The organism is Algiphilus aromaticivorans DG1253 (genome assembly GCF_000733765.1).
GTDB lineage: Bacteria > Pseudomonadota > Gammaproteobacteria > Nevskiales > Nevskiaceae > Algiphilus > Algiphilus aromaticivorans.
In genome coordinates this window covers 1,246,010-1,258,252 of record NZ_JPOG01000001.1, presented here as the reverse complement: position 1 = coordinate 1,258,252, position 12,243 = coordinate 1,246,010, and the positions used below count along the sequence as shown (strand labels likewise).

Annotated in this window: 11 protein-coding genes; 2 read left to right on the top strand and 9 right to left on the bottom strand. The window is 66.9% G+C overall.

What is annotated here, in order from left to right:
* Positions 1 to 54: 54 nt before the first annotated feature.
* Genes U743_RS05760 through U743_RS05750 form a run of 3 tightly spaced genes read right to left on the bottom strand, consistent with a single transcriptional unit; the run spans position 55 to position 2,066 of the window.
* Entirely contained in the window at positions 55 to 540 is a 486-nt protein-coding gene (locus tag U743_RS05760) for a regulatory protein RecX (RefSeq protein WP_043766290.1), read from the bottom strand.
* Positions 509 to 1,540: a recombinase RecA gene (gene recA / locus U743_RS05755; RefSeq protein WP_043766287.1), complete on the bottom strand. Its 1,032-nt coding sequence runs from the start codon at positions 1,538 to 1,540 to the stop codon at positions 509 to 511. The genes U743_RS05760 and recA overlap by 32 nt, the downstream gene beginning before the upstream one ends.
* Positions 1,541 to 1,580: 40 nt before the next feature.
* Positions 1,581 to 2,066, bottom strand: a complete 486-nt coding sequence (locus tag U743_RS05750; protein ID WP_043771322.1) for a CinA family protein — start codon at positions 2,064 to 2,066, stop codon at positions 1,581 to 1,583.
* A gap of 84 nt (positions 2,067 to 2,150) precedes the next feature.
* Here U743_RS05750 and mutS point away from each other — a divergent pair, with 84 nt between their 5' ends.
* Positions 2,151 to 4,688, top strand: a complete 2,538-nt coding sequence (gene mutS / locus U743_RS05745) for a DNA mismatch repair protein MutS (protein WP_043766285.1) — start codon at positions 2,151 to 2,153, stop codon at positions 4,686 to 4,688.
* Between the two features lies 1 nt (position 4,689).
* On the opposite strand, the gene U743_RS05740 is transcribed toward mutS, so the two are convergent.
* The 4 genes from U743_RS05740 to U743_RS05725 form a co-directional block, all read right to left on the bottom strand.
* A complete protein-coding gene (locus U743_RS05740; protein WP_052368393.1) occupies positions 4,690 to 4,875 on the bottom strand; it encodes a DUF2970 domain-containing protein in 186 nt (61 codons plus the stop codon).
* A 53-nt stretch (positions 4,876 to 4,928) separates the two neighbouring features.
* Entirely contained in the window at positions 4,929 to 5,432 is a 504-nt protein-coding gene (locus U743_RS05735) for a DUF2505 domain-containing protein (protein ID WP_043766283.1), read from the bottom strand.
* A 72-nt stretch (positions 5,433 to 5,504) separates the two neighbouring features.
* Positions 5,505 to 6,866: a DUF1329 domain-containing protein gene (locus tag U743_RS05730; RefSeq protein ID WP_043766280.1), complete on the bottom strand. Its 1,362-nt coding sequence runs from the start codon at positions 6,864 to 6,866 to the stop codon at positions 5,505 to 5,507.
* A 108-nt stretch (positions 6,867 to 6,974) separates the two neighbouring features.
* Positions 6,975 to 8,393, bottom strand: coding sequence for an ABC1 kinase family protein (locus U743_RS05725; RefSeq protein WP_043766276.1), 1,419 nt, complete (start codon positions 8,391 to 8,393; stop codon positions 6,975 to 6,977).
* Positions 8,394 to 8,513: 120 nt separating this feature from the next.
* On the opposite strand from U743_RS05725, the gene U743_RS05720 reads away from it, so the two are divergent.
* Positions 8,514 to 8,978, top strand: a complete 465-nt coding sequence (locus U743_RS05720) for a DUF6918 family protein (RefSeq protein WP_043766273.1) — start codon at positions 8,514 to 8,516, stop codon at positions 8,976 to 8,978.
* 12 nt (positions 8,979 to 8,990) lie between these two features.
* Here U743_RS05720 and U743_RS05715 read toward each other — a convergent pair whose 3' ends face one another.
* Positions 8,991 to 11,552: a DUF1329 domain-containing protein gene (locus tag U743_RS05715; protein ID WP_043771316.1), complete on the bottom strand. Its 2,562-nt coding sequence runs from the start codon at positions 11,550 to 11,552 to the stop codon at positions 8,991 to 8,993.
* A 2-nt stretch (positions 11,553 to 11,554) separates the two neighbouring features.
* Complete coding sequence (locus U743_RS17970) at positions 11,555 to 12,235, bottom strand: energy transducer TonB (protein WP_052367580.1); 681 nt, start codon at positions 12,233 to 12,235, stop codon at positions 11,555 to 11,557.
* Positions 12,236 to 12,243 lie beyond the last annotated feature (8 nt).

The window sequence follows — 12,243 nt, the reverse complement described above, 5'->3', positions numbered from 1 at the left end:
GATGGCGCGATGGCTTCGCGCCCCGGGCGTTGATAGCCGTCGACAATCCCGCCCTTAGTCGGCTGCGGAGCCAGGCCCTTCACGCATTACGGCACGTACCTCAGCCTCCTCGAAGCCGCGCCCGGCCAGCCGGCGCCACTGCTTGGCCTGCTCGCGTGCATCGGCAGTCGCCGCCAGCCGCCGGCTCGCCCAGTCGCGCGCGACTTCCAGCCAGTCCACGGCCTCCGCCGCCATGGCTGCCTCGACGGCCGCCTCCGCGACACCGGCCTGCGACAACTCGAAGCGCACGCGCCGCGGGCCATAGCCTTGAGCTGCACGCTGGCGAATGACGGCCTGGGCATAGCGCTCGTCGGACTGCCAGCCGGCCTCGGACAGCTCGGCGACGGCCTGCCGCACTTCGGCGGCATCCAGACCACGCGCGGCCAGCTTGCGGGTCATCTCCTCGGCGCCGTGCTCGCGGCGGGAGAGCAGATCCACCGCGCGCGCCTTGGCCGAGGGCGGCTCGCCGCTATTCCTGCGCTTCGGGCTCCGCTTCGGCACGCTGCTTGCGCTTGGGAAGGAGCAGCTCGCGCAGCTCGCGGTCGATAGTGTCGGCAACCTCGGGGTTGTCGCGCAGGAACTGCTTGGCGTTCTCCTTGCCCTGCCCGATCTTGTCGCCCTTGTAGCTGTACCAGGCGCCGGACTTCTCGATCAGGCTGTTCTCCACGCCCAGCTCGACCAGCTCGCCGTGCCGCGAGATGCCCTCGTTGAAGAGAATCTCGAAGGTCGCCTGCCGGAAGGGCGGCGCCATCTTGTTCTTGACGACCTTGACGCGGGTCTCGTTGCCCATCGCCTCGTCGCCCTTCTTGATGGTGCCGGTGCGGCGGATATCGAGACGCACCGAAGAATAGAACTTAAGCGCATTGCCGCCGGTGGTGGTTTCCGGCGAACCGAACATCACACCGATCTTCATGCGGATCTGGTTGATGAAGATCACCATCGTGTTGGTGCGCTTGATGTTGGCCGTCAGCTTGCGCAGCGCCTGGCTCATCAGGCGCGCCTGCAGACCGGGGAGCGAATCCCCCATCTCGCCCTCGATCTCCTGCTTCGGCGTCAGCGCGGCCACCGAGTCGATGACGACGACGTCGACGGCGCCGGAGCGCACCAGCATGTCCGAGATCTCCAGCGCCTGCTCACCGGTGTCCGGCTGCGAGATCAGCAGATCGTCGACCTTGACGCCCAGCTTCTCGGCGTAGCCGGTATCCAGCGCATGCTCGGCGTCGACGAAGGCGGCGACCCCTCCCAGTTTCTGGACTTCGGCGATGGCGTGCAGGGTCAGCGTCGTCTTGCCCGAAGATTCCGGGCCGTAGATCTCGATGACGCGGCCACGCGGCAGACCGCCGATGCCCAGCGCCACATCCAGCGACAGCGAGCCGCTGGACACGGATGCGACATCGCGCGCCGGGTCGTCGGCGCCGAGGCGCATGACCGCGCCCTTGCCGAACTGCTTTTCGATCTGCGACAGCGCTGCTTCCAGCGCCTTCTTGCGGTTGTCGTCCATAGCTGCCTAGCGTTCGGGGGTTCCCAGACGCGCGATTATTTCACAGCCGGGCGGCCAGCCCCGCAAGCGCGTGCAAAACCGTCGCTGCGCGGACCGCCGCACGGTCTCCGGGCAGCACGCGCGTCTCCACCACCACCCCCTGCGGGGTGCCCCAGCCGAAGCAGACCGTGCCCACCGGCTTGTCGGCGCTGCCGCCGCTCGGGCCGGCGATGCCGCTGACGGCGATGCTCCACTGCACCGGCGCGCGCGCCAGCACGCCTGCCGCCATAGCTTCGACGACGGCCTCGCTGACGGCGCCGTGCGCTTCGATCAATCCGGCATCGACGCCGAGCATCTCCTGCTTGGCGCGGTTGCTGTAGCTGATCATGGCGCGCTCGAACCAGCCCGAGCTGCCGGCGCGATCCGTACAGGCCGCGGCGATGCCACCGCCGGTGCACGATTCGGCGGTCGCCAGCCACTGCCCGCGCGCGAGCAGCGTCTCGGCGATGGTGGCGACATGATCGGCAATACCGGCGTCCTGACTCATGGCCGCATGGTACGTCGTGGCGCGCCATACGGGTGCGCTTGCCTGTAGCATCCGCGGCTCGCCATCCATCACCGTCTGCCCCGCATGAGCGATATCGCCGGCATCGAGGCCCATACCCCGGTCATGCAGCAGTTCCTGCGCCTGAAGGCGCAGCATCCCGAGCGGCTGCTTTTCTTCCGCATGGGGGACTTCTACGAGCTCTTCTACGACGACGCCAAGCGCGCCGCACGCCTGCTCGCGCTGACCCTGACCAAGCGCGGCGAGTCCGCCGGCGAGCCCATCCCCATGGCCGGCGTGCCAGTGCACGCTCTCGAGCAGTACGCCGCACGCCTGCTGAAAATGGGCGAGTCCATCGCCATCGCCGAGCAGATGACCGAGCCCGGCGGCAAGGGCCCGGTGGAACGCGAGGTCGTGCGCATTCTCACCGCCGGCACGACCACCGATGAGGCGCTGCTGGAGCCCACACGCACAACGCTGCTGGCCGCACACTGCCGCCACGGCGAAGCCGAGGGCCTCGCCTGGCTCGACCTCGCCTCTGGCGACTTCGCCTGCCTGCAGAACACGGAATCCGACGCCGTTGCGGCCGAGCTGGCGCGTCTGCAGCCGGCCGAACTGCTCATGCCAGAAGATGCCGCCACCGACGGTGCGGTGGCCTGGGCGGGCATGCATTTCGACCCCACCACCGCCCGCAGGCTGCTCTGCGGCCAACTCGGCACGCCCCACCTCAAGGCCTTCGGCTGCGACGAGTTGCCGGCGGCCGTCGCCGCAGCCGGGGCGCTGCTGGCCTATGTGCGCGATACCCAGCGCAGCGCCCTGCCCCACATCACGGCGCTGCGTACCGAGGATCTGGCGCGCGCGCTGCACATCGACGCCGGCAGCCGGCGCAACCTCGAGATCACCAGCTCGCTGGCCGGCGAGGAAGGCCACAGCCTGGTCGGCGTGCTCGATCGCTGCGCCACGGCCATGGGCAGCCGGCGCCTGCGCGCCTGGCTGGCGCATCCGCTGCGCGACCGCACCGAGATCACCGCGCGTTATGACGCCATCGAGCGCCTGCTTGATGGCGGCCGCCACGCCGGGCTGCGCCGCAGCCTGCGCGAGGTCCACGACATCGAACGCGCGCTGGCGCGCGTGGCCTTGAGAAGCGCGCGCCCGCGCGATCTCGCCGCCCTGGCCGAGACGCTGGCGGCGCTGCCCGCCGTGCGCGACGCCCTGCAGCCACTGGACTGTGAGCGCCTTCAGACACTCGCCGGCGACCTCGGTCCCCACCGCGAACTGGCGGAGCATCTCGACAAGGCGCTCGCCGCAACGCTGCCGCAATCCGTGAAGGACGGCGGCGTCTTCGCCGAGGGCTTCGACGCCACCCTTGACGAGCTGCGCGCGCTGTCGACCAACGCCGACGGATTTCTCGCCGAGCTGGAGACGCGTGAACGGACGCGCAGTGGCATCGACACCCTGCGCGTCGGCTACAACCGCGTGCACGGCTACTACATCGAGATTCCGCGCGGCCGGGCGGCCGATGCCCCGGTCGACTACAGCCGCCGCCAGACGCTGAAGAACGTCGAGCGCTACATCACCGAGGAGCTGAAACACTTCGAGGATCAGGTGCTGTCCGCACGCGAGCGCGCGCTGGCGCGGGAACGCGAGCTCTTCGACGCCATGCTGGACAGCCTCGTCGGCGAGCTGGCGGCGCTGCGTGCCACCGCCTCGGCGCTGGCCGAGCTCGATACGCTGGCTTGCCTCGCCGAACGCGCCGAGGCCAACCGCTACGTCCGCCCGCAGCTCAGCGACGCGCCCGAGATTCGCATCACCGGCGGCCGGCACCCGGTCGTCGAGATCAAGGCCGATCACGCCTTCGTGGCCAACGACGCCAGCCTGGATGCCGCTACGCGGATGCAGATCGTCACCGGCCCCAACATGGGCGGCAAATCGACCTACATGCGTCAGACCGCCCTCATTGCGCTGATGGCGCTGGCCGGCAGCTTCGTGCCGGCAGATGCCGCCACCATCGGCGACATCCGGCGTATCTTCACGCGCATCGGCGCTGCCGATGATCTGGCCGGCGGGCAGTCCACCTTCATGGTGGAGATGACCGAAACCGCCCATATCCTGCACCACGCCGACGGCCACAGTCTGGTGCTGATGGACGAAATCGGCCGCGGCACCAGCACCTACGACGGCCTGGCGCTGGCGCGGGCCACGGCGGAGGCGCTGGCCGAGCGCAATGGCTGCCTGTGCCTCTTCGCCACGCACTACTTCGAGCTTACCGAGTTGCCCGAGCTCTTTGCGGGCATCGGCAATCTGCATCTGCAGGCCGCCGAGTACGGCGACCGCTTCGTACTGCTGCATCAGGTGCGCCCAGGGGCGGCCAGCCGCAGCTTCGGCGTGCAGGTGGCGCGGCTGGCCGGCGTTCCGGCCGAAGTGCTGACTCGGGCGCGCGAGGTACTTGCGGGACTGGAGCAGACCCAGCCTGCTGCTCCGGCAGCGGACGCTCCGCAGATCCCGCTCTTTGGCAGTGGCGGCGACGACCGCCTGCGCGCGTTGCTGGCGGAAGCCGACCCAGACGCGCTCAGCCCGCGCGAAGCGCTGGAGCTGCTCTATCGCCTGAAGGGCCTCGCCGACTAGCTCAGCCGGCGCCCGAGACGCTCAGGACCAGGCGCACGATGCCGGCGAAAATAAGCACGAGAAGCACTGTCGCCGCCACACCGATGATAATGAAATGCAGCGGCCGACCCTTGCTGAAGTCGCGGGTCCGAGCCGACTCGCTCTGCACGCCCAGCAGCGCCGCGAGCACGCTCTGCAGCAACTGCATGAAGCTCAAACGATCTTCGTCCTTCCGCGACTTGTCCTTGCCGGGTGTTGGACTCACTCCTGGTACTCCGCCGCACGCTTGCGACCGTACTCGTGGTCGCGCTCCGCCTTGCTGCAGACGTCATCGGCCAACAGCTCGGCGACGCGGCCGCCGATCAGCGGCACACTGCAGCTGAAGCGCCAGTCGATGTGATTCGAGGACGCTCCGCCCCGGTCCTTGAGCCCCATGCGCGCCTCGATCTGCACCGGCGTGCCCTGGATTCGGATCGTGATGTTGCCGGCGGCGCCATCCTGCTGCCATTGATCGATCTGCTCGACCTGGATGGTGTCGGGCATAACTTTACGTGCCCAGCCGGGCAGCGGTAGCTCGGTCTGCGTCCGGTAGTTGGCACGCACGGCGAAGTCGGCGTCGCCGGCCTTCTCTTCGGTCACCTTCAGCGCTTCGAATCCCAGCGTCTCGTACTTGGCGCGATAGAAATCCGCGTCCGTCAGCATGCGCAAGACGGCGTCAACGGGTGCGTCGAAATCGAGCTGCTGACTGCGTTCGATGGTGGCCATGCCTTTCCTTTTTTCTTCCGCCAAAAAAAACCGCCGGGCCCGAGGGTCCGGCGGTCATGATAATCGCTGCGATCAGCGCGAGGTCTTGCGCTGCACCGCGGAGGCGGTGAAGAAGCTGTCATCGTACTCGACCGAGTTGTCGATAGGCCGGTCCTGCTGCGCCAGCGCAGTCAGGAAGTAGCGCCCAGTGTTGAAGTGATAGATCACCTCGGGGCTCGTACCGGTGGCCAGGACGTTCCGGGCGAAGGAGAGATGACCTTCCTGGAACTGCATCAGCTCGCCGCGATGGTCGTAGTTATCGATCATCACGATGTTCCAGCTGTCCTCGTCGACGTAGAGCACCTTCTTGCCGAAGGTATGTCGCAGGTCTTCCTTGTTCTCCGCCTCGACCACCCAGACGCGGTGCAGCTCGTAGCGCGGCAGCTCCTGGTTCAGGTGGCGCGGCGAGGCCAGATCATCGTAGGTGGTGTCCGGACCGGCGATCTTGTGAGAGTTGTACGGAACGTACATCTCCTTCTTGCCCAGCAGCTTCCAGGTGAAGCGCTCCTTGACACCGTTGAACATATCGACCTGGTCGTAGAACTGGTGGCCGTCGGTGCCTTCGTAAGGGTTGTCGCAGCACACCGAGGGCGCACGACGAATGCGGCGCAGACCGGGCGAATACAGCCAGGCGCGACGACCGGCCTCACCGGTGCCGACCTTCTCGTGCACCAGAATGAAGGTGCCCGCCAGGCGGACCGGCGCCACCGTCTCGGAGAGATAGCGCAGATACTCGCCCTGCCCATCCTTGATCGGCTGCGGATCGTCGATGTTGGCGTAGCTGAAGGTGACGTCCTCGACGATCTTCGTGAACTGATACTCGCCATCCGGCTGCACGATCATCTGGTTGTTGTAGCGCCGGGCGTTGTTACCGCGCCATTTCACCTTGTGGTTCCAGATGACCTCGGCGCCGCTCTGCGGGACCGGGAAGGGAAAGCCGAGCTTGCAGTTGGTGATGTCGTCCGGGCCACGGAACTCGCAGGTGGTGGCGTTACGCTTGCTGGCTTCCTTGATCTCTTCCGGCCAGTTGACGTTGCGGTGGCTCGGGTAGATGTTCATCTTGTAGCTATCCGGAAAGCGCTCGAGCAGCAGCTTGTGCCCTTCCGACAGCTTGTCTTCGTACTCCGCCATATTGGCGGCGGTGATGGTGAACTTGGGATCCTCGGCGTCGATCTCGGGATCGCTCGGGTACTCGCCGCTCAGCGGGCCCTTCTGATCCTGGGGAGTCCACTCCGGGATCGTGCCTGCCTCATTGCCCTCAGGGTTGGCACCGATGGGGGTCAGCTCGTTGCCCAGCTTCTTCGCCTCTTCCGCGCTCACCGCGGCCAGCGCGCTCGACGACAGCGCCCACAGGGCACCTACTGCAATAGCGAGAGTTTTCCTTGTAAATGTCATCCGATGGGTCTCCTTCCGGGGGGTAAACATTCGTTCAATAATAACGCATTCGCTGCCATCCGCTGCACGAGAATACGAGGCACAGGCGTACAGTAGATGAACAAGGGTTCATTTGCCTGCGCCCGGATTCGGGTCCTTCCACCCCAGCGCATGCATGAGCAAACCGCGCCCGCGCAGCTGCGCATCCAGCACACCGCAGGCCATGAAGGTGCCCGCCAAGCGCCGGTGCAGGAAGACGATTTCGCGCGGCGGCACACGGAACCAGCGAGACAGCGAATTGCGCGCCGCCTTCTGCGCGGCGCGCGGCAGCAGGTCGGAGTCGCCGAAGCGATAGGCCTTATCCGCCGTGAGCAACTCGGTGCGCGCGCCCGGCTCGTCGGGCTGGCGGAAGGGCTCCATGATCAACTCCACGAGCTCGGCAAAGGCATCCAGCACGTTCTGCGGGTGCCCCTTGTCCATCAGACCGATCTGCGTGGCACCCTCGAAAATGTCCTCACGCGGCCCGAAGAGAGCGCCCGAGAGCAGTCGTCGATAGCCATCGATGAAACCGCGGCCGAAGACGCGGGTGGCGCCGAAATCCAGCAGCACGATGCGCGGAGATGCACCTTCTTCGATACGAATGCGGTAGTTCCCGAAATGCGGGTCGGTCTGCACCATGCCCCAGGAGAAGAACTCGCGCAGGAAGAGCTCCATGAAGGCATAGCCCAGGTCATTGCGTTGCTCCTGCGGCAGCGTCGTCACCGATTCGTCGCGTACGCTGACACCGGATTCGTAGGACAGCGCCAGCACCATGTCCGCGCAGTATTCCTCGTACAGCTGCGGCACGATGAAGCGCTCGTCCTCGGCCAGCCGCCGCCCGTAATCCTTGGTGTAGCGCGCTTCGCTGGCGTAATCAACCTCGCGGTGCAGCATCTCGCGCACTTCGTTGAAGAGCGGCTCCAGATCCAGTCCCTTCGGCGCCAACCGCGTCATCCCCAGCAGCCGGCGCAGCGTACGCACATCGCTTTCGATGGCATCGCCCACGCCGGGATACTGGACCTTGAGTACCAGCTCGGCGCTGTCGCTCTTTCGGCGCGCGCGGTGCACCTGCCCCAGCGAGGCTGCCGCCAGCGGCTCGCGATCGATCTCGAGCTCCGCGAGTCGACGCGCTCCCAGGCTGCGCTCCAGCACAGGCTCAAGCACAGACCAGGACACCGGCGCAGTGTCGTCCTGAAGCCCCGAGAGCACTTCCACGGCCTCCGGTGGCAGAAAATACTGTGCGTAGAGCGACAGCATCTGCCCCGCCTTCATGACGCTGCCCTTGAGATTGCCCAAAGCGTCAGCCAGCTTCTCGGCCTCCTCGCGATAGAAGGTGCGGTCGGCATCGCGCCGCCCGTCCGCGCCGCGGAAGAAGTTGCCGAAGCTGTGCGCTGCGAAACGGGCGCCGGTGCCGACGCCCAGTCGCGTCATGGCCCAGTTGCGTGCCATCGGGTTCGTCGTCAGCCGATCCATGCTGGCGCGCTTGGGTTTGTCGTCGTCGCTTGCCATGCTCGCTCGTCGTCGTACACAAACGCGCGCAGTATGCCCGCTCGCCCGAACAAGTGAAGGCGCTCCCAGCGCTGCTGGGCTAGCATGGCGCCCCCAAGGGCAAAGTACCCCGTTAGCCGCATGTCCCAGTTACGCGACCGCATCATGCAGAGTCCGCGCGAAGCGACCGTCGTGCGCGAGTGCGCGCACATGATCGAATCTTTTCTCTCCGGCGCCGGCGGCATGAAAGGCTTCACGCTGCGCTCGGCGCTGCACACGGCCCAGCGCGCGCGCCCTGATCTGCTCGAACAATCCTCGCGCCGTCTGCTGCCCGAATTCCTGGACGCCCTCGATCCCTACTACCAGAAGTGGGACCCGAGCACCGAGCCGGACTTTGCTGCACAGCTGATGCGCCACGAGGATGCTGCCTGCGACGCGGTACTGGCCGTGGCCGATGCGCGCGCGCAGCGCTCCAGTAACCGTGTGGTGACTTCGATCTACAGCCGCATGCGCGGCGGCGCGCGCAAGGACGTCGAGCGCGTCTTCCCGGAGCTGGCCACGCTGATCGCGCGCGAGCTGAACACGCAGAATCGCGAGGCCGACTGAGCGGCCTGCGACTCAGCGTGCGTAGCGCGAGCGCACCGACGAGGGCAGATAGTCGCCGGCTCGGATGCCGGGTACATCGTATTGCGGCGGATCGGTTTCAGCGGCGATACGGTTGATGAAGTAGCGGCCGTCTTTGAGATCGTAGGTCACCACCGGCGAGGCATTCGCCGCCTGCGCGTTGTAGAGCGGCAGGATGTGCCCTTCCTGGACGCGCCAGAGGTTGCCCTGGTTATCGTAGTTCTCGACCAGGGCAACATTCCAGCTGTCCTCGTCGATATAGAAGACGCGCTTGCCGAAGGCGTGCGACTTGCCGGCACGCTCGGTGGCCTCGACAATCCAGACCCGATGACGCTCGAAGCGCATTGCGTCAGGGTTGGGCTGACCACCCTGCAACAGCTCGTCGACCTCGTAGCTGCCGTCGACCCATTTGAAACCGTTGTAGGGGATGTACATCTCCCTCTTGCCGATCAGCTTCCAGTCGTAACGGTCGAAAGCGCCGTTGTACATATCCAGCATATCGACGAAGTAGAGCCCACCGGACCCCGGGAAAGGCTGATCGTAGCCCACCGGGGGTACGCGGAAGAGTCGATTGCTGCGCGGCGGCAACACCCAGACCGCGCGCCCACGGTCCGCGGCGTTGGCGGTCTCATGCACCAGCGTCAGGAAATCCACGCCGCTGCGATCGCGCGAGAACCAGCTCAGGTAGTAGAGCAGGATGTTCTGTCGATCGATGTCGACCGGATCATCCAGATTGCCGTAGCGGAAGTAGACGCGCTCGGTCTGATACAGCCGGCGCTCGACGTCGCCCGAGGGCGCCACCACCGCCTGCTCGGTGCGCGCCATGACCGAGTCGCCGCGATAACGCACACGGTGATTCCACATCGCCTCCACGCCATTCTCGGGCTCGCGGAAAGGGAAGCCCAGCCGCGCGCCTTCGAGTGAGTCCGAGCCGATCAGGCGCGCGCGGTCCGAGTTGGCGCGCGTAGCCTCGTAAATGCGCTTGGGATAGCTGACGCTGCGCCGTGTCGGATAGACGGGCATCCGGAAGCCTTCGCGGCTGCGCAGCAGCGCCTTGTGCCCGTCGCTCAGATACTTGGAATGTTCGGCCATGTTCCCGGCCGTAACGGTAGCGACGGGCTCGTCGCTGGCGAAGGGATCAACCAGGCGGTCGCCTTCAGCAAAGCTTTCCGGCCAGCGATCGGGCGTGATGCCTCCGTTCCAGGGCGGGATCACGCCGTCGGCGCTGGGGCCCGCGTTGGCGCCCACCGGGGTAAGTCCGCCACGGCTGTGCGCATCGGTCTCCTCGCCTCCTTCCAGCGACATCGGATCGCCCAGCACGGCGCGCGCCAGCTCGGTCTCGGTATCGCCGCGCGAGGCGGCACGCTCGCGCGCGGCGCTCATCGCCTGGTCACGTGCGCGGCCGCTTTCCAGGTACTCGATCCAGTCGGCAGCGAGCGCGGCGTGCCTGTCGCTCTGCGCCGCCTTCTTGAAGGCGGCCAGCGCACCCTCGATGTCGGCGGTCTGGTAACGCGCCACGGCGAGTGACATGCGGGTATCGACCTCGTCAGGCACCGCGGCCAGCACGCGCTCGAAAGCGTCGATGGCCTGGCCATACTCCTCGCGGTCCATGTGCAGCTGGCCGAGCTGGCGACGCATCTCGACGTCGCCGCCAGTGGCGAGGAAGGCGCGCACGGCTTCGACGGCAGCGCCATCCTCGCGCGATGCCAGCCAGTAGCCGGCCAGCTCGCGCAGGGTCTCGCGCGTGCGCGGTACTGCGCCGCTCTCCATCCAGTCCTCAAGCTGCGTCGCCGCGTAATAGGGCGCGCCGATGCGCGCGGTCAGCCCGGCGAGATGGCGGCGCTGCGCGGCGTCAGCGACGAAGCCGAGCCGCGCCGCGACCTCCAAGGCGGCCTGCGCCTGCTTGTCGTCGCCCGCCTTGCGGTGCAGTGCCACCGCCTGGCGCCAGTACTGAGCCTCGCGCGGATTGCGTACAAGCAGGCGATCGACCGTGCGGCGCGCGTCATTGCTGCGATCCAGGCCGATCTGCGTGGCGAGCAGCGCGCGCAGCCAGCTTTCCTGCGGCTCGCGCGAGCGTCTGACCGCTTGCTCCAGCAAGGGCAGCGCGTCCCGGAAGCGCTCGCGCGCCGCATAGGCGCTGCCCAGCGCAGCCTGCTGCGCCGGCGCCGCATCGCGATTGCCGCGCACCTTGTCCTCGAGGCCGCGGATGATGGCGGCAGGATCGCCGGAGGCGACCAGCAGCTGCGACAATTGCTCTTCCATGGCGCGCTGGGCAGGCCGCGACAGCGCGCCCTCCTGCAAGGCGCGCCCCAGGAAATCGGCGGCCTGCTCGTAGCGCTCCTGCCGCGCAGCGCGACCCGCGAGTTCGCGCAGCAGCAGGGCACGCTCATAGCTGGAATCGGCCTGATCGAGCAGGCTCTCCGGATCGACCTTGCCCCGCTCCTCCGGAACTTCATCCAGCACACGCGTCTCGCTGCGGTACTGCTGTGCCGGAAGCGCGAGCGGCAGCATCAGCAATACGACCGGCAACAAGGTTCCGCGGAAGGCTTTCAGCATGATCATCGGTAGTCGAAGGCGCAATCTGCCGGATCCATTTCCACGCGCTGCTTGACCTCACGCGCCCGGCTGCTGCTTTCGTAGATCCACTCGGAGACGGTCTTGATGGCCGCCGTCTCGTAGACGCCCTTGGGCTCGGCGTCGATGATGCGCACGTCGCGCACGCGACCATTGGGCATGACGGTGAAGATGACCTCGACCCAGCCCTTGATCTCCTGCTCGCAGGCCCACTCCGGCATCATCGGCCGGGCGGTGGAGAGCGGGACCAGCTCGCGGCCCTTGAAACCTTTGCCGCTGCCGTAGCCGTCTCCGGCCCCCTGCCCTGTGCCACCGACAAAGCCGCCGAACTCGCCATCCGCCAGCGATTGCGACGACGAGAAATCCATCGGTGCCGTCACATCCGACACCGATGGGGACTCCGGCACGGGCACCGAGAATGACGGCAGATCCGGACGCTGCAGCGAAGGCGGCGTCGGCGGCGGTGGCGGCGGGCTGGAGGCCGGGCTGTTGTCCGGATTCTCTGCCGGATCCTCCTCCTCGACGCGCACGATATCGATGCCCGGCATCTCCTGACGCTCAACAGTCACGACGTCGCCGGGCGCGATCATCCATTGCATCAACCAGAACAGCGCGACGATGATGAGAATGGAGAGCGGCAGCAGCAGCGCGAGGCGCAGCGACATAGTGAGCC

Bases quoted from the DNA above. Each gene is read 5' to 3' on its own strand.
- recA (WP_043766287.1), bottom strand. From the start codon at position 1,540: ATGGACGACAACCGCAAGAAGGCGCTGGAAGCAGCGCTGTCGCAGATC.
- U743_RS05750 (WP_043771322.1), bottom strand. From the start codon at position 2,066: ATGAGTCAGGACGCCGGTATTGCCGATCATGTCGCCACCATCGCCGAG.
- mutS (WP_043766285.1), top strand. From the start codon at position 2,151: ATGAGCGATATCGCCGGCATCGAGGCCCATACCCCGGTCATGCAGCAG.
- U743_RS05740 (WP_052368393.1), bottom strand. From the start codon at position 4,875: ATGCAGTTGCTGCAGAGCGTGCTCGCGGCGCTGCTGGGCGTGCAGAGC.
- U743_RS05735 (WP_043766283.1), bottom strand. From the start codon at position 5,432: ATGGCCACCATCGAACGCAGTCAGCAGCTCGATTTCGACGCACCCGTT.
- U743_RS05730 (WP_043766280.1), bottom strand. From the start codon at position 6,866: ATGACATTTACAAGGAAAACTCTCGCTATTGCAGTAGGTGCCCTGTGG.
- U743_RS05725 (WP_043766276.1), bottom strand. From the start codon at position 8,393: ATGGCAAGCGACGACGACAAACCCAAGCGCGCCAGCATGGATCGGCTG.
- U743_RS05720 (WP_043766273.1), top strand. From the start codon at position 8,514: ATGTCCCAGTTACGCGACCGCATCATGCAGAGTCCGCGCGAAGCGACC.
- U743_RS05715 (WP_043771316.1), bottom strand. From the start codon at position 11,552: ATGCTGAAAGCCTTCCGCGGAACCTTGTTGCCGGTCGTATTGCTGATG.
- U743_RS17970 (WP_052367580.1), bottom strand. From the start codon at position 12,235: ATGTCGCTGCGCCTCGCGCTGCTGCTGCCGCTCTCCATTCTCATCATC.